Below are 24473 nucleotides of genomic sequence, written 5' to 3' on the forward strand. Positions count from 1 at the left end.
CAACTTGAGAAGCCCCCCAACCAGTGATGGTTGGGGGGCTTTCTCGTACCCAAAACACCCAACCAAAACACCCCCCGAAAGCACCCCCGACTTCGAGCGAACGGTACTTTCGTCGCCTCAGACCGACCCAGCGTACCGTTCGCACGATCAAGGGGCGGGCACGCCGCCGACTGACCACCGCGTCCGGGATCGAGCGAACGACACTTTCGTCGCCTCAGATCGACCGAACGTACCGTTCGCACGATCAGGGCACGATCAGGGCAGGAATTGGGTGAGGAAGATGCCAGCGCCGACGCACGTAGCGACTGGTTAGCCAAGGTACAGATTGTGAACCCTCTCATAGGTGCGAAGTACTCTCCGATTTTGTGCCTTTGTCCCTAGTACTTTGGCCTAGGCTGAGTGTCATGGTGGGGTTGAGCAGCTCGCGGGTGTCGCATTTGCGACTCGTTCCGACGGAACCTGAAGAACTGCAAAGGTTTGTACAAGAAGCTGGCGGAGTGCGTGGGGGCATTCAGATTGCGCGATCGTTACGTTCGAAGAGGCGCGCGGTACCGGCGCAATACGCGATACGTATCAGCGTCGACAATGTTTCCACTCAGATCTGGCGACGAATCCTCGTCGCGTCGGATCTGAATCTGGATGACCTGCATTCGGTCGTTCAACGGGCAATGGGGTGGAGTGACCGTCATTCGCACGCGTGGTCCAAGTCAGGAACCCGATTTCCCGGCGAGGTCGAAGAGTATGTAGCTTCCGGAAGCAACGCCGAGCAGCGCCTCGCCGGACGAGTGGCGATCGTAGAGTCTGCGGTACGTCTGGACGAGGTCATGGCCTCGCCCGGCGATGAACTTAGATATCGCTATGGACGCTTCGGAAACTGGAGTCACACGCTGACACTTGAATCTTCGGAAGTACTGCCCGACGGATTCCAAATTGTGTGTGCCGCGGGTCGCGGTGCGTGTCCGCCGGAGGAATGCGTCGGGCCTGACGAGTACGAGCAGCTCCTCGGTGTCCTCGCTTCGGAGAAGTTGCGCTCCCACGAATGGACCCTCGAATGGCCGCAAACCGAATTCGAGCCGACACGATTCGAGATCGCTGAGGTCAACAATCGGCTTCATATACCTCGACCGGACGAGATCGTTGCGCCGTACGACACCGCAATGCTCGTCGAATGCCTGGAACCGTCGCGAGTCCCGGAACTGCGCGCGGTCCTCGCCCGAGCCGGCATTGACGATGAGTCGGCAATCGGAGAGTTGGTCCACGTCGAGGCGGGCCAACGCCTTCAAGCGGTCTTGACGCTGATCGGTGTCGAAGGGGTCGACGCTGATGACTTCTTCACGACGGTCGACGCGATGCTCGACGAACCCGAACTAGGACCTGTCAACCTTCCCAAGGGGCGATCACTCTTCGCAGTACTCAAGAGGTTTGGCCTGGTGCGAAAGCGCAAAGGGCAGATTGTGCTGACGAAGCGGGGACAGTCAGCGCAGCGGGACGCATCAATCATGTGGTCGGTGATCGTCGACAGCGTTCCGGTCGCGCCGGGCGGCTCGCAGAGAGCAGTGGAACTTCTTGTCCTCCTCGCCGTAGCCGCTGGTTTGTCGCCGGCAGATCGTCATCGCTTCGTCGCGGGAGCACTGGAGTCGATTCGGTCGTCAAGCATCCTCATGTCCGGCGCTCAGACTTCCAAACGTGACACGTCCGGGAGCACCGTAGAGGTGCTCGGTTTGATCGGCGCTACGGGGTACGAGCTGGGGAAGTTCGGCACCAAAGAGGACTCTCCCTGGGCAGGTCACCTCGCTAGGGCGATCCTGCAGCGTTAACTCGCGCGTTCGATGCAGACAACCGAAACGGGGTTCGATCCGGCAATGCCGAATCGAACCCCGTTTCGTGTCCTGGTAGAGATCAGATATTGACGCCGTAGTCGCGGGCGATGCCGGCGAGTCCGGATGCGTAGCCCTGTCCAACTGCGCGGAACTTCCACTCGCCGTTGTGGCGGTAGAGCTCACCGAAAAGCATGGCGGTCTCGGTGGAAGCATCTTCCGAGAGGTCATAGCGTGCGAGCTCGGATCCATTCGACAGATCTACGACGCGGATGTAGGCGTTGGTGACCTGCCCGAAGGACTGGAGTCGGGCATCGGCGTCGTGGATCGAGACGGGGAAGAAGATGTTGGTGACGTTGGGCGGTACAGCCGGGAGGTCGACGTTGATGACTTCGTCGTCGCCGTCACCTTCACCGGTGAGGTTGTCGCCGGTGTGCTCGATGGATCCGTCGGGCGAGCGAAGGTTGTTGTAGAAGACGAAGTGCAGGTCGGAAAGAACCTTGCGTTCCGGGCCGGTGACCAACGCGCTGGCGTCGAGGTCGAAGTCGGCACCACTGGTGCTGCGTGCATCCCAGCCGAGACCGACTGCGACCTTGGTGAGGTTGGGTGCGGCTTTCGACAGAGATACGTTGCCGCCCTTGGCAAGTGTGACGCCCATTCAGGTTCCTCTCGTTCGAACGAAGTGGATTTCTTCGTTCGGGAGTTCTGTGTTGTCCGTTCTCGACTCACATTACCGTGAGCGGGTAGGTGCGGTTCGACCGAATAGCTACCTCACTCGAACAGCGCGCGAAGATCCTCGGCGTCGAGTCCGGTGCCGAGTGTCCCTTCGGCGTCCATGACATTCGAGAACAATGCCGACTTCTTGGCTTTGAGCGCCATGACCTTCTCTTCGATCGTGTCTTTGGCAATGAGACGGTAGACCATGACGTTTCGTGTCTGCCCGATGCGGTGAGTGCGATCGACCGCTTGTGCCTCGGCGGCCGGGTTCCACCAAGGGTCGAGAATGAAGCAGTAGTCGGCCTCGGTGAGGTTGAGGCCGAAGCCACCAGCCTTGAGGCTGATCATGAATACGGGGGCTACGCCAGACTTGAACTCCTCCAACACTTCACCGCGATTGCGCGTCGAACCGTCGAGATAGCTGTACGGAATTTTTTCCGCTTCGAGTCGTTTGCGGACAGAACCGAGGAACCCGGTGAATTGGCTGAAGATCAACGCACGGTGTCCGCCCGCAATGACGTCGTCCAATTGCTCGACGAGAGCGTCGACCTTGGCTGAGGGGACAGGTCCGCTTTCCTCGTCGACCAGCGAGACGTCGAGACTGAGTTGGCGTAGCACCGTCAGCGATTGCAGGATCGTGAATCGGTTCTTGTCGACGTCGTCGAGCAGTCCGAGAATCTTCTGCCGTTCGCGTTGCAGATGGGTGTCGTAGATCGCGCGATGGCTCGGATGCAACTCGATCTCGAGTATCTGTTCCTGCTTCGGCGGCAAGTCTGCAGCCACCTGTTCCTTGGTGCGCCGAACCATCAGCGGTTTGACGCGCCGCCGAAGTTGCGCCAATCGCTCTGTGTCGCCTTCCTTTTCGATCGGGTTGCGGTAGACGTCGGTGAAGGTGGTGGGACTGGGGAACAGTCCTGGTGCAGTGATCGCGAGGAGCGACCACAACTCCATGAGATTGTTTTCCATGGGAGTGCCGGTGATCGCGAGTTTGAACGGTGCGTTCACTGCCGTCGCACACTTGTGGACCTTGGACTTGTGGTTCTTGGCGAATTGGGCTTCGTCGAGTACCAGTCCGGACCAGACGCCCGCCGAATACGCATCGGTGTCGAGGCGAAAGAGAGCGTACGACGTCACGACGATGTCCGCCCCGTCGACGAGTGTTGCCAGGTCGGTTCTTCTGCGCCGCAGAGTATCCGTGATGACAGCGGTGTGGAGGGTTGGTGCAAACTTGGCCACCTCGGATTTCCAATTGGAGACCACGCTGGTGGGAGCAACGATCAGAAAGGGCGGCGCCGCTGGATTCGATTGCCGTGCAGTGCAGATCATTGCGAGAGTTTGCAGGGTCTTGCCCAGGCCCATGTCGTCGGCGAGTATGCCGCCCAGGCTGTGCTGCCGGAGGAAGTTGAGCCAGCGGAATCCGTCGACCTGATAGGGGCGCAGTGTTGCCGTCAACGTGTCGGGGACGTCGACGGGATCGATGCCCGAACTGCCGAGCAATCCTGCGATTTGCTTCTTCCAAGCTGCTGCCTGATGTTCGACTCTTCCGAGCGCCGTCAATTCTTCCCACAGCCCGGCTTGAAACTTGCTGATCGCGAGTTTGCCGGTTGGTCGATCGAGCAGCGACCGCGCTTCGGTGATGAGTCGGTGTAGACCGAGAAGGTCAGGTGCGTCGAGTCGGAAGAAGGCGCCGTCCGGCAGCAGTATGTGAGTCTCACCCTTGCTCAGGGCGGAGAACAGCGTGGTGAACGGAACGCCTTGTCCCGCAACGTCGACGGTGACGTCGAGGTCGAACCAGTCGGATCCGCTGCTCCCGTCGGTGGCTGACGTGCTGAGGCCGATCACGACAGCGTCGTCTGCGGGCCGATAGTCGGCGGGAGTGCCCGCGACGGTGAGGTCGACTTCGTCGTGCGATGCGAGTTGGGGGAGGAGGTCGAGTGTGAACTGCATGGAATCGAGGCCGGCCAACGTTCCCGCGAGAGTGGCCTTCGCCGCGGCCGCACCGAGGCTCTTGGCGATGGCATCTTCGGCAACGTGGTTGCGGATCTCGGACTCGTCGGTGGTTGTGTCCGCGGTAGAAATGATCAGTTCGTCGGCATCGACTGTGTACTTCCATGCCGATTCGATGTCGATGCGGTGGTTGTCCGCGTACGTGGCGACCAGTTGTAGCCGAGGACCGGACACAGTCGGTGGGTTGTAGGCGCCGTCGGAAGATATGACGGGAGCGAGGTTTCCGAGTTTGAACACGAACCGCGAAGTGAATGCATCCCGATGCTCGGCGGGTATGTCGACCGATTTTCCGGAGTCGATCAATTGCCTCAGTTGGTGGGTTATCGGCGTGTGCAGTGGTGCGAGAGTGATCGCGTTGGCGGCGTCGAGCGCGAAGACGCCATGTGCCGGCGTGCCGACCAGTCCCCAGTCGGTATGAGTGACGATGTGCCCACCGGCCTGAATTCGGGGCGTCAGGCGGAGGTTGTTGTCTTCTGCACCGTGGACGTCGAGGCAGATGCTGGCATCGTCGAGTAGGGAGATGTTGCCGAGGCCGGCCTTCGAGTGAACGAGTGAAACGCCCACGGTGATCGCCTCACGAAGAAGAGACCAGAGTTGCGGGCTCGCGAACCCGGCAAGATCGATTTCCGCGGCATTTTGATTTCTGTAGTAATTGCCGGCGCTGTGGAGGAGATGTATGTCGCGTAGAACCCGGAGGTGATCCGAGGGAAACTGAAAAGTGCTTCCGAGCTTGTTCCAGGCGAGCCCGCCGGAGATCCACCCTCTCGCTCCTGGTTGTACGGGTTTGACGATGAGCCTTGTCGATGCGCCCTTGGTTCGGGTGGTGAATTGAATGCCAAGTCCACGTGTAGTGCGGCCGGCCGGGTCTGGTCGGAGCAACTCCTCGAGCGCGCTGTCCCATCCGAGGTGTTGTGGAGTCTTGTTCGCCTCGGCAACCGCTGCGAGCACCAACGCGACTACGTGCTTGCAGTTCATCCGCACGGGACACGTGCAGAGGCCACGCGTGAACATTGCTGTACCGGCCGCGCTGCGACTTACCGAAATCGTGCAGGTGTACGGCTCTCGCGCAGTTCCCGATACAGCGCCGGTCAAGGTGTCAGCGGTGTCGTTCCATCCGATGGATTCGACTGCATTCTGGCGCAGGTAGACAAGTCCGCGTTCGTAGGTGGTTGTGCCCGCGACAGCGCGAATTCGGTCGAGGTCGAGGGCCCTGACTGAATCCGGTTGCACGGGGGCCAGCCTAGTAGCGGCGACCGACAGATCTTGTCGTGGTCGTTTGTCCAAGAAAGTCCGAACTGCACGGTATGTTCACGGAAACATCTTTGACTGGTTTGGGAGTTTCATGAGGACTGAGCGGCGTGCGTGGATCCGATCTGCGCGCACAGGTGCGGTGTGTTTGGCCGTTTGTGCACTTTCTTTGCAGTTGGGCGGACTGTCGACGGCAGCGCCGAGTTCCGGGAGCTCGGGAAGCTCGGGAAGTCCGGGCAGCGTCGAGGGCAGCGTGAGTTCGGGGTCGACGATCCCAGGACCGCTTCAGGAGGATCCGGGCCCCAAGCCGGAGCTGCGCGACGACATCGTCGTCCCGGCCATCGTCGGCGAGAAGGTGACCGCACCGCAGGCAGTCAGGCTGACGGTGGCGTCGCCTGCACTTCGACGCGAGGTCGGCGTCGAGATCTTGCTACCCGCGGACAATTCGGTTCCGCGCCCAGCGCTGTACATGCTCGAGGGCGTCGACGCCGGAGAGAAGAGCAGCGGATGGATGACGATCGGCGGCGCCCCGGCGTTCTTCGCCGACAAGAACGTCAACGTCGTGATGCTCAACGGTGGGATCGCGAGCCTGTACTCGGACTGGGAGAATCCGGATCCGCGGCTGGGACTGCACAAGTGGGAAACCTTCATCACCGAGGAGTTGCCACCGCTGATCGACGCGCGACTCAAGACCAACGGAATCAACGCGATTGCCGGCAATTCCATGGGCGCAATGGGTGCAATGATGCTCGCCCAACGCTTTCCGGACATGTATCGCGGCGTTGCCGTGTTCAGTGGCTGTTATTCCACGATGGATCCGCTCGGCCGAACTGCCGTCCAGGCCACGATTTCTTCTCGAAGCGGAGATCCGGCCAACATCTGGGGTGTGCCAGGAGGCCCCGAGTGGGAGGCACACGATTCGTTGATCAACGCAGAGAAGCTGCGTGGCAAGGAAATCTACGTGTCGACGGCAAATGGTCGTCCCGGATCTGACGAAACGCTGCAGACTCCTGAACTGCTCGAGCGTTTGGTGATCGGCGGCGGCATCGAAGTTGCTGCGCATGCCTGCACCAAGATGTTCGACGCACGTTTGCAGGAGCTGAAGATTCCGGCGCAGGTGGATTACGAGCCGAACGGCACACACGCGTGGGCATATTGGCGTGAACGACTGCCCAAGGCGTGGCCGACTCTGTCCCGGGCATTGGGCGTCTGACGGTCGACAACAGTCTGTGCAGTTCCGGTCGAAAAGCAGCGTCCCCGCACCGTATTGCTCGGGTGCGGGGACGCTGCTGCTGTCAGCGAGGGTTACGCGTCGACAAGTTCCTCGGCGAAGGGATCACCGTTGCGGGGAGCGTCGAAGCGCTCCTTGTCGAGGATTCCCTCACGCTTTGCGACGATGACCGGGACCAGTGCCTGGCCGGTGACGTTGACTGCGGTACGGCCCATGTCGACGATCGGTTCGACTGCGAGGAGCAGTCCGACGCCGGCCAAGGGAAGACCCAGGGTGGAGAGTGTGAGTGTGAGCATGACTGTCGCACCCGTAGTTCCGGCCGTTGCTGCCGAGCCGATGACCGAAACGACGACGATCAGCAGGTAATCGGTGAAGGTCAGCGGAACGTCGTAGAAGCCGGCGACGAAGATTGCCGCGATCGCGGGATAGATTGCGGCGCAACCGTCCATCTTCGTGGTGGCACCGAGCGGAACGGCGAACGAGGCGTACTCACGCGGAACACCGAGGTTGCGTTCGGTGACGCGTTCGGTCAGCGGCAGGGTGCCGATCGACGAGCGCGAGACGAACCCGAGCTGAGTTGCGGGCCAGACACCGGAGAAGAAGCTTCGAACCGAGAGACCGTGTGCGGCAATCAGGATGGGGTAGACCACGAAGAAGACAATGGCCAGACCGATGTAGATGGCGGCGGTGAAGACGCCCAGCGAGCCGATCGCATCCCAGCCGTAGGTGGCGACAGCGTTGGCGATCAGCGCGGCGGTGCCGATCGGGGCGAGGCGGATGATCCACCACAGGACCTTCTGGACGATCGCGAGCAGCGAAGCGTTGAACTCGAGGAACGGCGCAGCCTTGGGACCGATCTTGAGTGCAGCAATGCCGATTGCGCCGGCGATGACGAGCAACTGCAGGACGTTGAAGCTCAGCGATGTAGTCGCCACGCCTTCGGCGACGGAAGTCTTTGCGCCCAGCCCCAGGAAGTTGTTCGGAACCAGTCCGGTGATGAACGCCCACCACGAGCCGGAGCTCTTGGGTTCCTTCGCGGCTTCGGCGGCGACGTCGGTCCGTGAACCGGGATCGGTGATCAGGCCGACGATGATGCCGATGATCACAGCGATGAAAGCGGTGATCGCGAACCAGAGCAAGGTCTGCACGGCCAGGCGAGCTGCATTGGCGACCTGGCGCAGGTTGGCGATGGAGCTGACAATGGCGGTGAACACCAGCGGGATCACCGCAACGGTGAGCAGCTTGACGTAACTCGAACCGATGGTCTGCACGGTGCCGACCAACCAGTTGACGTTGCCGTCGGCTGCATCAGGCATTGCCCGGGCGACGAGACCGATGATGACGCCGAGTACGAGACCGGCGACGATCTGCGGTCCGAATGCCGTCGCCCAGGACGGAAAACGGGACGTGGACTTTTCCGGCACGCCGGTGGAGGTGGAGCTGGGCATGACTATGCCTTTCGAAAATCAAGGGAGCGAAACGCAGCGCGGCACCAGAGGCCGGGCAGATTCGAAGAAATGTTTCCTGGTACGCGTCAGGTCAGAGCGAGCGCGTACACATTGCGCTCGCCTGCAGGCGAAGGTCGACGTAACGCCGACTGGTCAGGAACAACACTGTCCACACACTACTCGCAGCTTCAACTACTCGATCCCGAGGGTCGCCGCGGGAGTTCGCTTCGTGTTCGTCGGGCGTGCCCCGATCAGTCACTGTTGGTCGGTTGACTAGTCTCGACGATCAGTAGGTGCCGCACCGGCGCCTAAGCGTCGGCAAGCGGAAGCGAGAGACCGATGAGCGTTCGGAATGCCGAGTACCCGCGTCCGAAGCATTTCCTGGTGCACCTCAGTGACACGCATCTGGTGGCTCAGGGGGAGTTGTACGACGCCGTGGATGCGTCGACGAGATTGCGGGAAGTGCTCAGCGGGATCGTGGCCTCGGGCGCACGCCCGGATGCACTGATATTCACCGGCGACCTGACCGACCAGGGACACCCCGACGCATACGCGGAATTGAAAGCCATCGTGGAACCCGTGGCGGCCGAGATCGATGCGCAGGTCATCTGGGCGATGGGCAACCACGACGACCGCTCTACTTTCAGGTCTCTGCTGTTGGGCGAGGACGCCACCGATCATCCCGTCGACAACGTCTACGACCTTGACGGACTGCGGGTGATCACCCTGGATTCGTCGGTTCCCGGTCACCACTACGGTGAGATCTCGGATCGTCAATTGGATTGGCTACGCTCAGAATTGGCGGTGCCCGCGCCCGACGGAACAATTCTGGCGCTGCATCATCCGCCGGTTCCGTGCATTCAGGATCTCGCGGTTCTGGTGGAGTTGCGCGATCAGTCCCGGTTGGCAGACGTCTTGCGTGGCAGCGACGTCCGGGCGATTCTTGCTGGGCATCTGCACTATTCGACGACGGCGACGTTCGCCGGCATTCCGGTGTCCGTGGCGTCGTCGACGTGTTACACCCAGGACTTGAACGTGGAAGTCGGTGGTCAGCGTGGTCGTGACGGGGCTCAGGGGTGCAACCTGGTGCACGTCTACGACGAGACAATTGTTCATTCGGTCGTTCCACTCGGCGCGCACGTGACGGTCGGTGAGCCTGTCGCCGCGGCCGAGGGAGCCCGGAGGCTCAGCGCTGCCGGTATTCGAATCCTCGAGAGCGAAAAGGCGGCACGCTCGATCATCTGAGGTGGCAGGCGGTTTCCGGCACCCCGGCGCAGTTCTGGGTGATTGCCGGGCTGTCGCGTACTCACTACCGTCGAGGTAGGTGCAGAGCTCCAGCAACAAGGACCGGCTAGCTGGACGGCAACCCTTCATGCCGATGGGGTGCCCCGGAATCACACCTGGCGATACGCGCGGTGCGTGTCGCAAGCGGCAGTCGCCACGAGAACCGTCAGTCGGGTGCTGACGGTTTCTGCGGTCGGCACTGTGCGCTCCCGAGTAGTTCTCGAACAGGAGTATGCGCCGATGACCTCCACCCCCTCTTCTCATCTTGCTCCGTTGCATCTCGCCGTAGCGCTGGACGGTGCCGGTTGGCACCCTGCAGCCTGGCGAGAGCCACACTCGCGCCCGAGTGAGCTGTTCAGCGCGTCGTATTGGACTGACGTGGTGACGACCGCCGAGCGTGGTCTGCTCGATTTCGTCACCATCGAGGACAGTCTCTCGGTGCCGGCCAACCCACTCGAGCCCGTCGACGACGCGGTTGATCGGGTGCGCGCTCGGCTCGACGCACATCTCGTGGCCGCCCGACTGGCACCGATCACGAGCAACATCGGCTTGATCCCGACCATCACCACCATTCACACCGAGCCGTTTCACGTGTCCAAAGCCGTTGCCACGCTGGATTACACCTCGCGCGGTCGCGCCGGATGGCAGGTGAAGGTTTCGGCGTCGGAATCCGAGGCAGCACAGTTCGGGCGTCGCGACATCCCAGCGCTCACCGATGCCGACCGTCAGTCGATCGTTTCAGGCGTCCTCCCGGACTTCGTGCGCGACCTGTTCGACGAAGCTGCGGAGGCGGCTGACGTAATCCGGCGACTCTGGGACAGCTGGGAGGACGGCGCCGAGATCCGCGATGTGGAGCAGCGCCGGTTCATCGACCGAGACAAGTTGCACTACATCGACTTCGAGGGAAAGTACCTCTCGGTCCGTGGACCGTCGGTGACTCCGCGCCCGCCGCAGGGGCATCCCGTCGTTACCGCGTTGGCACATCAGCGGGTCGCGTACGAGCTGGCGGCGCGGACGGCCGATCTGGTGTTCGTGACGCCGTTCGACGACGAGCAGGTCACGGCAATCCTGGGTGAAGTGCGAGCAGCCGAAGAACACGTGCAGCGCACCGGCGAACCTCTTCGGGTCTTCACCGACATCGTCGTCTTCTTCGATACGCCGGAAGAAACCGGAAAGGAACGGCTCGCTCGTCTCGACGCGCAGGCCGGCGCCGAATACCGTTCGGACGCGCTGACCTTCACCGGCTCTGCTGCGGAGTTGGCGGATCTCCTGCTCCGGTGGCAGCAGTTGGGAATCGACGGCTTCCGGTTGCGGCCGGGCGTCCTCGTGGACGACCTCGACGCCATCGCAGGTGAGCTGGTGCCTGAACTGCAGCGACGCAGCGTATTCCGCACCGAATATCCGCGGACGAATCTTCGCGGACTCCTTGGTCTACCCATCGACGTTCCCAACCGCTACGCCGCCGGTACTCCGGCCGCCTGACAGACGAGGAATAGATTCTCATGAGTTCTCAGAAGCGTAAGCAGGTCATCCTGGGTGCCTACCTCGGCGGCGTCAACCATCACACTGCGTGGTGGCATCCGCAGGCGGGCAGCCAGATAGAGTTCGATACTTTCGAGCACACCGCTCGAACCGCCGAGCGTGGGAAGTTCGACTTCTTCTTCCTCGCCGAAGGCCTCGCCCTTCGTGAGCGTGCGGGACAGATTTTCGACCAAGACATCATCGGTAGGCCGGACACCTTCACGGTCCTTGCATCGTTGGCGGCGGTAACCGAACACCTCGGATTGGCCGGCACCATCAATGCCACGTTCAACGAGCCGTACGAACTGGCCCGCCAATTCGCGACGCTCGATCAGTTGTCCGGAGGGCGTGCCGCCTGGAACGTCGTCACCTCGTTCGACGCATTCACCGGCCAGAACTTTCGCCGCGGCGGATACCTCGACCGCGCGCAACGATACGAGCGTGCGGAGGAGACCGTAGCGCTGGTGCGTGAACTGTGGGATTCGTGGCGAAGCGACGACATCGTGGCCGACAAGGCATCAGGGCGCTTTCTCTCGCGACCGGATGCCGGTGAATTCGCTTTTCATGGATCGCATTTCGACGTGAACGGCCGATTCACAGTGCCGCGTAGCCCGCAAGGGCGCCCGGTTATTCTGCAGGCCGGGGTGTCGCCGCAGGGGCGCGATTTTGCTGCCGGCAATGCCGACGCGATCTTCTCACCGTACGGTCAGTTGCCCGAGGCGGCCGATTTCTATCGCGATATCAAAGCACGTGCCGTCGCGGCCGGACGTGACCCGGGTGACATCAAGATCCTGCCGTCGGCGAGTTTTGTTCTCGGCACCTCGGAGGCAGATGCGATCGAGAAGTACCGAGAGATTCGCGACCAGCAGGTCACCGGCCAGACCGCTTTGGTTCTGCTCGAACAGATCTGGAATCTCGATCTGTCGAAGTACGACCCCGAAGGACCACTACCCGATATCGCTCCGGATCCCGAGGCTCCGCCGATCATCCAGGGCCGCGCCTTCATTCACCAAGATCGTTTCGCGACCGTCGCAAAACTGCGCGCGGTAGCCGAGAGCAAGAAGTTGAATCTGCGCGAAGTGGTGATCGATCAGTTCGAGCGTGGACCGATCGTCGGTACACCGCAGCAGGTTGCCGAGAAAATAGATTCGTTTGTCAGCAACGACGGTTCGGACGGATTCATCCTCGGGTCGCACCTCGTGCCGACCGGCCTCGACGAGTTCGTCGACGACGTGGTGCCGCTGCTGCAGGATCGAGGTGTTCTCCGCAGTGACTACGAAGGAACGACGTTGCGTAACAATCTCGGACTGCCCATCCCGGCGCAGCGGGAGCGTGCGACAGCACGCTGATCGACCGAAGTAGCAAGGGCCCAGCCGAAATCGGCTGGGCCCTTGTTTTGTCTAGGCTTCCCAGGGCGCCGGGATGGGGTAATAGCTCTCCAGAAACTCCGTGATCTTGCGTGTGCGAAGTTCCAGATCGATCTCCGGAGCGCTGCCGTCGTTGAGGCAGAAGAAGTCCATGGAGCGCTTGGCGAGCAGTGAGTCCATGTCGCGCAACCCGGCTTTGACCGTCGTATCGACGTACTTGACGGCTGCGGACTTCTGTACCACCGACCGTCCACTCATCAGTGTGTAGTAGTGATACAGCGAATTGGTCACCGAGATATTGGAACTCGCGCGGAAGGTGCTTGCTGCAGTTGCGGCGAAGTCTTCGGCGAACTCGCGTTCCATCTCGGCCATCACGCTTTTGCGTAGTGGCGTCGCTGCGTGCTCCAGATGCCTGGTGGTCATCAGACCGAAGCGGTCCTGGAGTAGCCGGCGGTTGACGCGAGCCGCATTCTCGAACCCGCTGCGGTCGTTGTCGTTGTGTCCCAATCCGATTCTGGTGTCGGCCTCGATGAACATGCTGATCCCACCGGGGGAGAAGAACATGTCCGGGCCGACGGGGCGACCGAAGAACATGTCGTCATTGGAGTAGAGGAAATGCTCTGCCAGACCCGGAATATGGTGCAGCTGGCACTCGACAGCTTGAGAATTGTGGGTGGGCAACACACTTGGATCGGCGAAGAACTTTTCGCTGGGCATGAACGTGACTCGCGGATCGTCGGCAAGCCAGTCCGGACGATCGGAATCGGTTGCGACGAAGATCCGCCGGATCCACGGCGCGTACATGTGGATGGATCGAAGCGCGTATTTGAGCTCGTCGATCTGACGGAAGCGCGCTTCTGATTCGTCGCCCTCTCCGACGATGTAGTTCTGCATGCGCTTGGCGCGCTGAGCCTGAAACTCCTTGGAAGAGCCGTCGACCCAGGAAAAGACCAGATCGATATCGAAGCTGATATCGGAGGCATGATCGGCGAACATGTTCTCGATAGTCGGCCAGATCCGGCCGAATCGCTCGACGGTTCCTCGGACAGCTTCTTCGGGGAGGACGGTTCGTCGTGTCAGTGAGTTCTCGACGGGTAGGACGATTTCTTCGTCGGAAATCGACCACAATTCGATTTGAACGCCGATGTTCGCGCCGTAGTTCATGCCGCTTGCGACGTGAACCCGCGGACGGAACAAGCGGAAGATCCGTGACTTGTTGGTTTTCGACAGGGCACCGTCCGCGACAAGGAGCGCTGGGCTCTTCTTCGCGTCGACGGTTTTGGAATAGAAGGGTGCGTTGGCGCATCCCTCGACAAGTGCCTGCCGCAGGTTTTTGCGCTCGGTCCAGCTCACCGCGATCACGGGGCGCTCGTCGTTTCCGCGGACGAGTAGATACTCGATTCCTGCGGCGTCGAGGATGTCGCGGATGAAGAGGAGATCTTCGACCATCGCTTCGAGCGGCGTGGTGGTCGTGATCGCGAGGGCAAAACGATTCTTGAATCGGACGGTCTCGGGTAGCTCGCCCATCCGTGCGCGTGACGCGGCCGACGCCGGTTCCACGGGATTGGGGCTGTCCTGCTCCGGGGGTACGAAGTAGATGTCGTGCGGAGCGGGAGATTCTGTAATGGGATGCCTTCCGATTCTGATCCAGCTGTGTATCTGTCGCCCCCGACGCTGCGAGAGCGTGGTGGCGACGAGCTCAGTCTATGCCGTCGGCGCCGAAAGTCGGACATGAGTGACGGCGATGGGTAGGGCGGGGCGAGTCGGGTACCCCGAGGACCGAAGCCAGAGTGAAGGAGGAGAACCGATGCGTGTGAAAGCGATGGTCGGAACAGGCGCGATGGCTGTTGCGCTGGCCGCCGGCCCAGTTGCCACAGCTTCTGCTGAAGGCGCCGAGACGGCGGGGTCGGAGGGTTCACCGGAGGTGCTGACCTGCGAGGTGGTCTTCGATGCACTGGAAGACATGAGCCCGGAATGGACGGAAGAGGGGATCGATCAGGTCGAAGACTGGTGTGAGTTGATCACCGGCGAAGAAGACTGAACGTCAGCCGCGCGAGATCACTCGTCGCGACAGTCGCCACCGCCCGTCTTCGAGTTCGAACTCATCGGCGTAGCTCCCGACGCCGCTGAGCTTGGGCGAGGTGGTCGTGTCGACGTAGAACGTCCACACCGCATCCGCGCGGGCTGTAGTTTCCGAGGTCACGTCCACGGCGATCGCCGTGGTGACGTGACGCGTGAACGTGCCAGGCCCTTGAATTCCGGCCGCCCTGCGCTCGACTACTCCAGCAGCAATTTCTTCACGGCCACGTCGTACCTGTGCGGGGATACCGCGATCGGGATTGGCCGGCATGTTCCATTCGGCCTCGCGGGTGAACTGCTCCACGTAGTCCTCGACAGAGCCGGTATCGGCAAGATGCGCGATCCGAGCGAGCGTTGAACGAATCTGTTCGGCAAGGCTCTCGGGTTGCATGCTGTTCTCCGTACGTGTGGGTGCTGTGTTGGATCGCAGGATATTGCCCGTGGACTGACCGAACACCGAGGCGTCCCAGTCAGTGGCAGCAGTTGAGAGAAATTCAGATCACCGTGAGTTCAACTATTTCCCCGATATCAGGGGAAATGGTTGAGTATCCCCTGAAGGCAAAAGCCTTAATTCCGACCGGGAGGTTTCACACCGTGTCCGTCGCTCCTCGATGTCGGCTCTGACTTCTTCAGCGCCACAACGACTGTCGTAGCAGCTCGCTTTTCTGAATTCCCGGGAGTGAGCATGTCGGAACGACACTCTTTCCCATTCTCGCAAGCGTGTGCCCTGAGAGTGCACAGCTGCGCACCTATTACGAAGGACAACACCTCCGTGAACTCGTCTCTTTCGACGGCCGGTCTCGACCGCCGTGCCTTCTTCCGTGGCAGTGCGATCGCCGCATTCGCCATCTTCGGTAGCGGCTCACTGGCCGCGTGCTCCTCTGCAGTCGGCGAACAACGCTCGGACGCAGGTGAATCAGTTGAGCCGGTTCGAGGTGGGACGCTCACACTGGCGATACCGGACGACGTCAGCCCTGCGGCACTTTTGACCAGCACCACCGTTGCCGGTGTCACGATATCCGGGCTCGTGTACGAGACCCTGACCCGCTATCCACTCGATTCGGTAGTGCCACAGCCAGTTCTGGCCAAGGCCTGGAAGCTGTCCGACGACGGGCTTACTCTCACGCTCAATCTGCGCGATGACGTCACCTTCCACTCCGGCCGGCGCTTCACCTCCGCTGATGCGGAGTTCTCGCTGCGCACCTATGCGGACCCGAAATTCTCGGCCCAGCTCAGGAGTACGGCGGCCGCCATCGCCGGCTTCGACTCTTCGGATCCCAATACGCTGGTTCTCACCCTCGCACACCGAACCGGGAACATCTTCGATCTTCTCGATCTAGCGCCGATTTTCGACCCCGAAACGTTCGACAAGGCGGTGACCGGTGAATCCTTCGTTGGTACGGGCCCTTTCGTATTCACCTCACGCACCCCGAACAGTTCCATCTCCTTCGATCGGAACCCGAACTACTGGGTCGCCGAGCGGCCGTACCTCGATCACGTGGAAGCGCGGATCGTTCCGGACGCCCAAGCGCGCCTGACATCGCTGAAGTCCGGACAGGTCTCTCTTGTTGCTCCGGCGTCGTTGCCCTTCCGTGACTCACAGAACTTGGCCAAGACCAGCGGGTTCGTGACAACCTCGATTGAGGGTGCGGAATTACAGATATACCTGGGCGCAAACGTCACCGCCGACGGGCTGACCGATGTGCGGGCACGAAAGGCGTTGGCCTACGCGATCGATCGTGACCGCATCATGAGTGAGGTGTATCGCGATACGGGGTATGCGGTCAATCTGCCGTGGCCGAAGTCGTCGCCCGCCTACGACGCTGCCAAGAATGCGACCTACACTCGCGATGTCGACAAGGCGCGCGCCCTGGTCGGCGATCTGGGTGCACTGCCGACCATTCCGTTGACCTACACAGGAGCGAGCCCGGATTTCGAAGCCGCCGCGCAGATCGTGCAGGCCAATCTCGCCGAGGCAGGGATCCGCGTCGAATTGGATCCTGTCGAGGCATCCATCTTCGTCAAGCAGTTGATCGGCGCTGAGTTCAAAGGACTTTGGCTGACCAATCACACTTTTGCGCAATATGTTCCGTCAACCCTGACGGTCAGCGCCTACCCGTTCAACGCTGCACACAATGCCTCGAAGTTCAGTTCGCCGGCGTATTCCGCCGCAGCGGAGGGTGCGTGGCAGGTTCCCGACGGTTCGAGCGATGAGGCAAAGAAACTGTATGCCGAATTGGGCACGCAACTGTTGAACGAGTTGTTCTTGATCGAGATCGGTGTTGTCGTGCCGCAGGTATCGGCGGCCGAGACCGTTCGTGGTCTGGCCTGGACAAAGGGTCGCCAGCCACAATTCGCCAACACATTCCTGGCGTAGGGGATTCGATGATTCGTTACATTGCGGGGCGACTACCGTCGGCGGTGGTGGTTCTCTTCCTCGCGTCGATATTGATCTTCTCGGTGATGCGTCTAGTGCCTGGCGACCCCGCGTTGGCTCTCGCCGGCCCCGATGCAACTCCGGAAGCGATTGCAGCCATTCGTCATTCGCTCGGTCTCGACAAGTCGATTCCCGCGCAGTACCTGACCTGGATCGGCGACGTACTGACATTGGATCTCGGGCGTTCGTTCGTTCTCGGGGGCCAGATTTCCGATCTGGTGCTGGCGGGGTTGGGGAACACCGCAGTTCTGGCGGGAAGTGCGTTGCTGCTGGCCGTCGTGTTGAGTCTGGTGCTCAGTGTTGCGGTGGTGGTGTGGCCGAAGAAATGGCTGACCTCGGTGGTGAACCTTCTCAACACTCTCTCGGTTGCTCTGCCCAACTTCGTGACCGGTGTCCTCCTGGTTCTCGTCTTCGCGGTGCTGATTCCGGTTCTGCCATCCGGTGGTGTTCCACCAGGTGGGTATCTCGCTCGTCCCGACATCACGTTCCAGTACCTGCTGCTGCCGTCACTGTGCCTCGCACTTCCTGTCGCGGCCGCTCTCACCAGGTTCCTGTCCGAAGCGCTGCGCACCGAGATGGCGCAGCAGTACGTGATCACCGCTCGCGCAGCAGGTGTGCCACGGTGGAACTTGGTTACACGCAGTGCATTACGCAATGCACTGCCAACCATGCTCACCGTGCTCGGAATTCAGACCGGGCACCTTCTCGGCGGAGCCGTACTGGTTGAGGCGATCTTTGCCTGGCCTGGCATCGGCCAATTGATCGAGCAGGGAATCGGTCGGCGGGATTACCCGGTGGTGCAGGTGCTGCTCCTGCTGTCGGTCACGATCTTCGTTCTGATCCAACTTCTGACCGACATCGTGCATGCCTACCTCGACCCACGAATCAGAATCGGAGGGCAGCAATGACGGTGGCCGATCAGTCTGTTGACGAAAGGGTTCGGCGATCTCGTCCTGTGCGCGCTGCTCTGACGCACGGTCAGGGGTTGGCGGGTGTGTTGATCCTGGTGGTCATCGCAGTAGCGGGAATTGCTGCTCCACTGTTGACTCACTACGGGCCCAACGAGCAGATCGAGGGTGCAAATCTGTTGGGGGCCAGTGCACAGCACTGGTTCGGAACAGATCAGGTCAACCGTGACGTCTTCGCTCGTTCGCTCTACGGAATCCGGATCAACCTTGTCATCGTGCTCGTCGCGGTGCCAGTGGGCGCGATCATCGGTTCGCTCGCCGGCCTGGTGTCGAGTATCAATTCGGTGGCAGATGTCATCGCACAGCGGATCTTCGATGTGATTCTTGCCTTCCCGCTGTTGATTCTGGCGATCACGTTGGTCGCGATCACGGGGCCGGGAGTAGCGCCGGTGATCGCGGTGATCGTGGCTGCTGAAATACCCTTGTTCGGGCGCCTGGTGCGAACGACGGTGTTGAAGGTGCGTGAACTCCCGTTCGTGGAGTCGGCCGAGGTAATCGGTGCGGGGCGGTGGTGGGTACTGCGTAAGCATGTGCTGCCCAACGCCGTAGAACCGCTGGGTGTGCAGATTGCGCTCTCCATGTCGGTTGCGGTGTTCGCCGAAAGTGCGATGAGCTTTCTCGGAATCGGCGTGCGCCCGCCGGATCCGTCTCTCGGTTCGATCATCGCGGGCGCCATTCCGAACCTCGATGCCAATCCGGCCTACGCGATCGGACCGTTGGTGATCGTCTCGGCGCTGGTCCTGAGCTTCCTGCTGACCGCCCAGGGACTGGGCAAGGCCCGCCGAATCTGAAACCGCCACCGCCACCACTTCAAGGACGTAGTCATGAATGCATCACCCGCACAGGCAGTTCTCGCCATCCGGGATCTGGTGATCGAGTTCGATGCCGAAGGTTCCCGTGGCTCGTCGACAACTGTGGTCGACCACGTCAACCTCGAATTGGGTTTCGGTGAGATATTGGCGTTGGTCGGCGAGTCCGGATCCGGTAAGTCGTTGACCGCACGCGCTGTTCTCGGGTTGTTACCGGACGGCGCGCAGGCCCGCGGGTTGATCCAACTCGGTGGCCAGCAGGTGCTCGGTGCCGACGAGGCGACGCTCAATCAATTGCGGGGGACTCGGGCCGCGATGGTTTTCCAGGAGCCTCAGACTGCACTGAATCCAGTGCAGAAGGTGGGTTGGCAGATCGCGCAGGCGCTGCGGGCACACGGCAAGATCTCGCGTGCCGACGCCAGAGTTCGCGCAATCGATCTTCTACGGATGGTGGAGATTCCGGAACCGGAGCGTCGGGTCGACTGGTATCCGCATCAACTCTCGGGTGGACAGAAGCAGCGGGTTGTCATCGCGCTGGCGTTGTCGGGTTCTCCTGATTTACTCATCGCCGACGAACCGACTACTGCGCTCGACGTCACCGTGCAGGCCGAGATTCTGCAACTCCTGCGTAATCTGCGTGATCGTTCGGGCACTGCAATACTGCTCATCACACACAACATGGGTGTCGTTGCGGACATCGCAGATCGCGTGCTGGTGATGCGATCGGGCAGGGTCGTCGAGCAGCAGTCCGTTTTCGATCTCTTTGCGACGCCGCGTGAGTCGTACACACAGGCTTTGCTTGCGGCCGTGCCACGTCTGCCGGAGGTCGACCAGCCGAAGCCTGTGGTTGCTCTGGTCGATAGCGAAGGCGACGCGCAAGTCCCGCCGATCCTGCGGTTCGACGCGGCCTCCATCGTGTACCCGGCGAGGCTGGGCAACAAAGAGTTTCGTGCGGTCGATCAGGTGAGCCTGACGGTTCAGGCCGGCGAGGTTGTCGGACTGGTCGGTGAATCGGGATCAGGGAAGACCACTCTCGGCCGGGCTGCGCTCGGTGTTATCAGGGCCAGTAGCGGCATCGTTGCTTTCGACGGAACCGATCTCGGAAAGATCTCCGCCGCGAATCTTCGGGGCCTCCGCAAGGGCATGGCCTTGATTCATCAGGACCCTGCGGCATCTCTCGATCCGTGTCGGACGGTCGGACAAAGCGTCGGCGAGCCACTCGAAGTCCATCGCTTTGCCACCGGAGCACTGCTGCGAAACCGGGTGGGGGAGTTACTCGAATCAGTTCGCTTACCGAAGTCTTTTGCTCACCGGGCACCAGGAGAACTTTCCGGTGGTCAACGCCAGCGTGTTGCGCTGGCTCGAGCACTTGCCCTCGGACCGAGACTGCTGGTGGCCGATGAGCCGACCAGCGCTCTGGATGTTTCCGTCCAAGCCGATGTTCTTTCACTCTTTGCCGATCTCAGGGAGGAATACAACTTCGCATGTCTGTTCATCAGCCACGATCTTGCAGTCGTCAATCAGGTAGCCGACCGGGTAGCGGTACTGCGCAGCGGGGAGTTGGTCGAAGAGGGCCCCGCTGCAGAGGTATTCAGCTCGCCACGGCAGGACTACACACAACAGTTGGTTGCCGCGGTGCCTGTTCCAGATCCGCGTCGTCAGCGCGCCGGGCGGGAACGGGAATCACTGGTTCCCGACCTGACTGTTGCCGTTTGACCCGTCTCGACATCAAACAGCATTACCACCACTCAGCCTTTTGCAGACTCATAGGAGCTTGACATGTCCATCACCGAACTCGAACGCGTCACTCAGACCCCGGAGCAGATCTACGCTGCCGGCGGAATCACTGTCCACAAGGTCGGTGAGCTGATCGGCGCCCGCATCGACGGCGTACACCTCTCTGGGGATCTGTCCGAAGAGACTGCCTACGCGATCAACTATGCGCTGGCAGCGCACAAGGTTGTGTTCTTCCGTGGGCAGCAGCATCTCGACGACACGTCGCAGTACGAATTCGCCGGAACCCTCGGCAGCCAGACCACCACGCATCCCACTCTCAAGTCCAAGGACAACAAGCTGTTGGTGCTCGACGGCGCTGCCAGCAGCTGGCACACCGACGTCACTTTCATCGATCGCATCCCGAAGGCATCGATCCTGCGCGCGACCACAATTCCCGAGTACGGCGGAGCCACCACGTGGGCGTCTACCACGGCTGCGTACAACCAACTGCCGCATTCGCTCAAGGTATTGGTCGAGAATCTGCGCGCTGTCCACACCAATGCATACGACTACGCCGAGATTATCGACAAGGTGAAGCAAGGCGACGCTCAGCGCGTGACGAACTACTCCGAATTCACTCGCGAAATCTACGAGACGGAGCATCCGGTGGTTCGGGTTCATCCTGCGACAGGGGAGAAGACTCTGCTTCTCGGTCACTTCGTCAAGGAGTTCGTCGGACTGAAGCCGTCGGAGTCGGTTGCTCTCTACCAGCTTCTGCAGGCACGAATCATCAAGTTGGAAAACACTGTTCGGTGGTCATGGGCTCCCGGCGATCTGGCGATCTGGGACAACCAGGCAACCCAGCATTACGGGATTTCCGATTACGGGACACAGGCGCGCAGCGTGCATCGCGTGACGTTGGCCGGTGACGTTCCCGTCGACGTCCACGGTGAGCAGAGCCGCATCATCAAGGGCGATGCATCCGAGTTCTCGATCGTTGCAGACATCGACCGGCTTCCCGGCTTTGCCGCGAACTGATCAGTCGTGCTGCGGGTGATCCGGCGGGAACATTTGTCCCCATGAGTGATTGCATGCTCGGCACGTCCATTCCGGGGTGTCCGGTCCCACGACGCAGCCTGTTCCGGCGAGCCACGGTAGGTGATCGAATGGATGGACCGGCATCCCCGGGGAACACCGAGCGGTTCTGTGTGCACCGCAGTGCGGACACGGTGGATTTTTCGCCAGCATGTAGTCGATGAAGTTGGTGTGCCCGGACGTGGCCATCCTTCCGGTGCATTTGCGGCACAGGACGGCTGGGTAGTCGTCACCAGGTTCAGCCTGCCTGAAGATCCGTGATGCGGAATGAAAGTGAAGGCGATCGCTGCTGTTGAACTTTCGCAACGGCATCGGTGAGCTGCAACCTGTGCAGTTGCCCCGCTCGTTCATCAACGTTCGGGCGTGGGCAGCTGTGGACGTCGGATCCAGCGTGTCGATGTCGCCGAAGTAGTGCGCATAGTGTGACTGGCCGGCCGTGAGAATCCGGTCGGCCAGTGCGTCGTCGACCGGCCCAGGATCCGTGGGAAACGTGATGGACCATCGTTGTTCGAGTTCTGGAACGGTGGGCAAACCGTGGAGTTCGTACGGGCGTTCATCGACTTCCATCCGCGACGTGCCGTCGAAGGGCGCAGCCACGGTCTCGATGCAGAGCAGCGTGCGAGGAGTGGTGTCGAGAACAGTGATCAGCAGGTCGCCGATGGCCATCTTTCCGCGCATGATCCAGGGATCGACACGGGCACGGGGTTCGAGAAACGCGACCACGGCATCGAGCCACGGCGTGCCGAGTGCGATGAATACGTGCTGACCGGAGCTCCGCGTGATCATCGAACGATTCTCGCAAGGGCTGCCGACAACGTCAGGCTTTGACCACCTTGCGCCCGAGCAGCGATGCAACCAGTCCGTCGACGAAGGTCGCCTGACGGCCGAGAGGATCGGAATCCGCTCCCGCAACGCTGCCGATCGAAATCGATCTCGTCAGGCCGGTCTCGCTGATGAATTCGGCGGCGAGGTGCGCTTCTCGGAATGTGAGTCCGCCCAGATGCGTCGTGTCGTCGACGCCGAGAACACGCCCGTCGATGATGTCCAGGTCGAAGTGGACGTGGACGCCGTTCACACCCTGACCCGCCGCGGCGAGGACGCGAGGCATCAAGGTCGCCATGCCACGGCGATCGATCTCGTCGATCGTCACCAGCAATACCCCGTACTCGTCGAGTGCGCGCTTGTGATCGACCGTGGCGTTTTTGACGCCCACCAAGACGGTGTTCTCCAAGCTGGGGCCGTGCAGATCCGCCGCCGACGACAGCAATTGTTCGATATCGCCGTGGGAGGCGAAAATAATTGCACCCAAATCGGTTCCGGGTTCGGTGGCGATCGGAATTATGGTGTTCTGCCAGGCCTCGGCAGTGAGCCACAGCGGCAACGTCGTGAGATCCGCGGCGGCGTTCTCTCCTTGAATGCAGCTGAAACCGATTCCGGACATGTCTTCGCGTAGACCGTGATCGAGGAGATGGCTTGCCAGCCCGCTAGTTTCGAGGTCGATCAATTCGACGCTCGCATTGGCATCGATCGGTTCGGTGCCCAGGACGTAGCGCTTTTCGACGTAGGGCGATGTCATCGCCATCAAGAGCGCGCCGTAATCGATCGTGAAGTCGACGGTGCCACCCAGTCGGTATTCGTCGCCTGTTTCTCCGGCGTCGACGAGGAGGTGATCGCTACTGGCGCTGATCACCTTCAGGCGCGGATCGATCGGGGTCAAGCCTTCCGGCGAGATGTCTTCGCGGCCGATGGACAAGATCAGGCGTCGGCTCGGCTTGTCCTCGTTGTCGAAGACGGGGCGTCGGCCGAATGCGTCTTCCCCTGAGACTCCATACGGCCGCGACGGCTTGACCTTGGCCTCGATGATGTCCGCGGTGAGGGTGAAAGCATCGCTGTTCAGCAGTTCGTACAGTCCTGGGGGAGTAGGTGATTCGGCCAGTACGATGCTGGCGCCCAAACGCAGATGGTTGATCCCCTCGGGCATCGTGCCCGTCTCGAGTAGTGGTAGCGAGAACGTATTGCCGCCGGAAACGATCGGCAGTTCGATCGAGAACCGCTTCGTGATTTCGTCGGCTAGGTAGACCAGATTCGACAGGTTGTCGACGGTAGGTTGGATGCCACCGACACACGCGAGGTTCGCGCCGATTCCGATCAGTCTGATGCCCTCGATGGGAAGGATTTCAGCGACTACGTCCAACGCCTCCGCCGGCAGGATCCCTTCGCGGAGATCTCCGAGGTCGATCATCAGCACGATGTCGTGGACGACTCCTCGCGTTTGTGCTGCTCTGCCCAGAGCAGCAATCGTCGTCAACTCGGAGTTGAGGCTGATGTCCGCGTAGCGGATCGTGTCGTCGATCTCGTTGAGCGACGGTGCGCGAATCAGCATCAGGGGAACGGTGATGCCGTCGCGGCGAATGCGGGCCAGGTTGTCCAGGCGGGAGTCGGCGATCTGCGTGACGCCGCCGCGGACCATTGCTCGTGCCACTTTGGGGGATCCGCACGTAGATTTGCTGACACCGGCCACCGATATACCGTGAGCGCTGGACGCCTCGACGAGGACGCGCGCATTCTGTTCGATACGACGCAGGTCGACGGTGATGGTCGGTCCGGTCATGATCTCCCCGTTTTCTCCGAAGGCGGTTCACGATCCGGGCTTTCCAGACCGGACGGTTGGCGTGAGCTGGACAACTTTGCTCCAACTGTTGTGTCGCAGGACACTTGCGTGCAGTATG

The 24473-nt window shown here is 61.2% G+C and carries 18 protein-coding genes and 1 riboswitch; of the genes, 11 read left to right on the plus strand and 7 right to left on the minus strand.

All coding sequences use genetic code 11. The features are described from left to right. Nucleotides 1-497: 497 nt before the first annotated feature. Complete coding sequence (locus tag RE4_RS16370) at nucleotides 498-1817, plus strand: plasmid pRiA4b ORF-3 family protein (RefSeq protein WP_238077022.1); 1320 nt, start codon at nucleotides 498-500, stop codon at nucleotides 1815-1817. A gap of 82 nt (nucleotides 1818-1899) precedes the next feature. Here the strand turns inward: RE4_RS16370 and RE4_RS16375 are convergent, their stop codons facing one another. Further along, a complete protein-coding gene (locus RE4_RS16375; protein ID WP_003940660.1) occupies nucleotides 1900-2475 on the minus strand; it encodes a TerD family protein in 576 nt (191 codons plus the stop codon). Between the two features lie 113 nt (nucleotides 2476-2588). Continuing rightward, on the minus strand, nucleotides 2589-5771 hold the full coding sequence (locus tag RE4_RS16380) for a DEAD/DEAH box helicase (protein ID WP_060938948.1): 3183 nt from the start codon (nucleotides 5769-5771) through the stop codon (nucleotides 2589-2591). A 112-nt stretch (nucleotides 5772-5883) separates the two neighbouring features. On the opposite strand from RE4_RS16380, the gene RE4_RS16385 reads away from it, so the two are divergent. Continuing rightward, nucleotides 5884-7002: an alpha/beta hydrolase gene (locus RE4_RS16385; protein WP_060938949.1), complete on the plus strand. Its 1119-nt coding sequence runs from the start codon at nucleotides 5884-5886 to the stop codon at nucleotides 7000-7002. Nucleotides 7003-7094: 92 nt separating this feature from the next. Here RE4_RS16385 and RE4_RS16390 read toward each other — a convergent pair whose 3' ends face one another. After that, on the minus strand, nucleotides 7095-8468 hold the full coding sequence (locus RE4_RS16390; RefSeq protein WP_003940669.1) for a dicarboxylate/amino acid:cation symporter: 1374 nt from the start codon (nucleotides 8466-8468) through the stop codon (nucleotides 7095-7097). 339 nt (nucleotides 8469-8807) lie between these two features. Here RE4_RS16390 and RE4_RS16395 point away from each other — a divergent pair, with 339 nt between their 5' ends. From RE4_RS16395 to RE4_RS16405, 3 genes are all read left to right on the plus strand, one after another. Then, nucleotides 8808-9713: a phosphodiesterase gene (locus tag RE4_RS16395; RefSeq protein WP_060938950.1), complete on the plus strand. Its 906-nt coding sequence runs from the start codon at nucleotides 8808-8810 to the stop codon at nucleotides 9711-9713. Between the two features lie 78 nt (nucleotides 9714-9791). Next, nucleotides 9792-9905, plus strand: a riboswitch (SAM riboswitch). Then, complete coding sequence (locus RE4_RS16400; RefSeq protein ID WP_155716984.1) at nucleotides 9888-11234, plus strand: LLM class flavin-dependent oxidoreductase; 1347 nt, start codon at nucleotides 9888-9890, stop codon at nucleotides 11232-11234. (Overlaps the previous riboswitch by 18 nt.) Nucleotides 11235-11254: 20 nt before the next feature. Next, nucleotides 11255-12622 carry an NtaA/DmoA family FMN-dependent monooxygenase gene (locus tag RE4_RS16405; RefSeq protein WP_060938951.1) on the plus strand — a complete coding sequence of 456 codons (1368 nt, stop codon included), beginning with the start codon at nucleotides 11255-11257 and terminating at the stop codon, nucleotides 12620-12622. A 51-nt stretch (nucleotides 12623-12673) separates the two neighbouring features. On the opposite strand, the gene RE4_RS16410 is transcribed toward RE4_RS16405, so the two are convergent. After that, nucleotides 12674-14167, minus strand: a complete 1494-nt coding sequence (locus RE4_RS16410) for a stealth family protein (RefSeq protein ID WP_020970156.1) — start codon at nucleotides 14165-14167, stop codon at nucleotides 12674-12676. Between the two features lie 280 nt (nucleotides 14168-14447). On the opposite strand from RE4_RS16410, the gene RE4_RS16415 reads away from it, so the two are divergent. Continuing rightward, nucleotides 14448-14681 (plus strand): hypothetical protein, encoded by a 234-nt coding sequence (locus RE4_RS16415; RefSeq protein WP_019749279.1) that lies wholly within the window; start codon nucleotides 14448-14450, stop codon nucleotides 14679-14681. Nucleotides 14682-14684: 3 nt separating this feature from the next. On the opposite strand, the gene RE4_RS16420 is transcribed toward RE4_RS16415, so the two are convergent. After that, complete coding sequence (locus RE4_RS16420) at nucleotides 14685-15110, minus strand: nuclear transport factor 2 family protein (protein WP_060939025.1); 426 nt, start codon at nucleotides 15108-15110, stop codon at nucleotides 14685-14687. Between the two features lie 381 nt (nucleotides 15111-15491). Here RE4_RS16420 and RE4_RS16425 point away from each other — a divergent pair, with 381 nt between their 5' ends. The 5 genes from RE4_RS16425 (at nucleotide 15492) to RE4_RS16445 (ending at nucleotide 21687) form a co-directional block, all read left to right on the plus strand. Further along, nucleotides 15492-17096: an ABC transporter substrate-binding protein gene (locus RE4_RS16425; protein ID WP_060938952.1), complete on the plus strand. Its 1605-nt coding sequence runs from the start codon at nucleotides 15492-15494 to the stop codon at nucleotides 17094-17096. An 8-nt stretch (nucleotides 17097-17104) separates the two neighbouring features. Then, nucleotides 17105-18064, plus strand: a complete 960-nt coding sequence (locus tag RE4_RS16430) for an ABC transporter permease (protein WP_020970152.1) — start codon at nucleotides 17105-17107, stop codon at nucleotides 18062-18064. Next, nucleotides 18061-18915, plus strand: a complete 855-nt coding sequence (locus tag RE4_RS16435; protein WP_060938953.1) for an ABC transporter permease — start codon at nucleotides 18061-18063, stop codon at nucleotides 18913-18915. The genes RE4_RS16430 and RE4_RS16435 overlap by 4 nt, the downstream gene beginning before the upstream one ends. 33 nt (nucleotides 18916-18948) lie before the next feature. Further along, entirely contained in the window at nucleotides 18949-20649 is a 1701-nt protein-coding gene (locus RE4_RS16440; RefSeq protein ID WP_060938954.1) for a dipeptide ABC transporter ATP-binding protein, read from the plus strand. A 63-nt stretch (nucleotides 20650-20712) separates the two neighbouring features. Further along, on the plus strand, nucleotides 20713-21687 hold the full coding sequence (locus RE4_RS16445) for a TauD/TfdA dioxygenase family protein (protein ID WP_060938955.1): 975 nt from the start codon (nucleotides 20713-20715) through the stop codon (nucleotides 21685-21687). On the opposite strand, the gene RE4_RS16450 is transcribed toward RE4_RS16445, so the two are convergent. Then, nucleotides 21688-22530, minus strand: a complete 843-nt coding sequence (locus tag RE4_RS16450; protein WP_060938956.1) for a hypothetical protein — start codon at nucleotides 22528-22530, stop codon at nucleotides 21688-21690. A 31-nt stretch (nucleotides 22531-22561) separates the two neighbouring features. Then, the gene (locus RE4_RS16455; protein ID WP_060938957.1) at nucleotides 22562-24355 is read right to left on the minus strand and encodes an alanine racemase; all 1794 of its coding nucleotides are present in this window, start codon (nucleotides 24353-24355) and stop codon (nucleotides 22562-22564) included. Nucleotides 24356-24473 lie beyond the last annotated feature (118 nt).

The organism is Rhodococcus erythropolis NBRC 15567 (assembly GCF_001552595.1).
In the GTDB taxonomy this organism is placed as follows: Bacteria; Actinomycetota; Actinomycetes; order Mycobacteriales; family Mycobacteriaceae; genus Rhodococcus_F; species Rhodococcus_F erythropolis.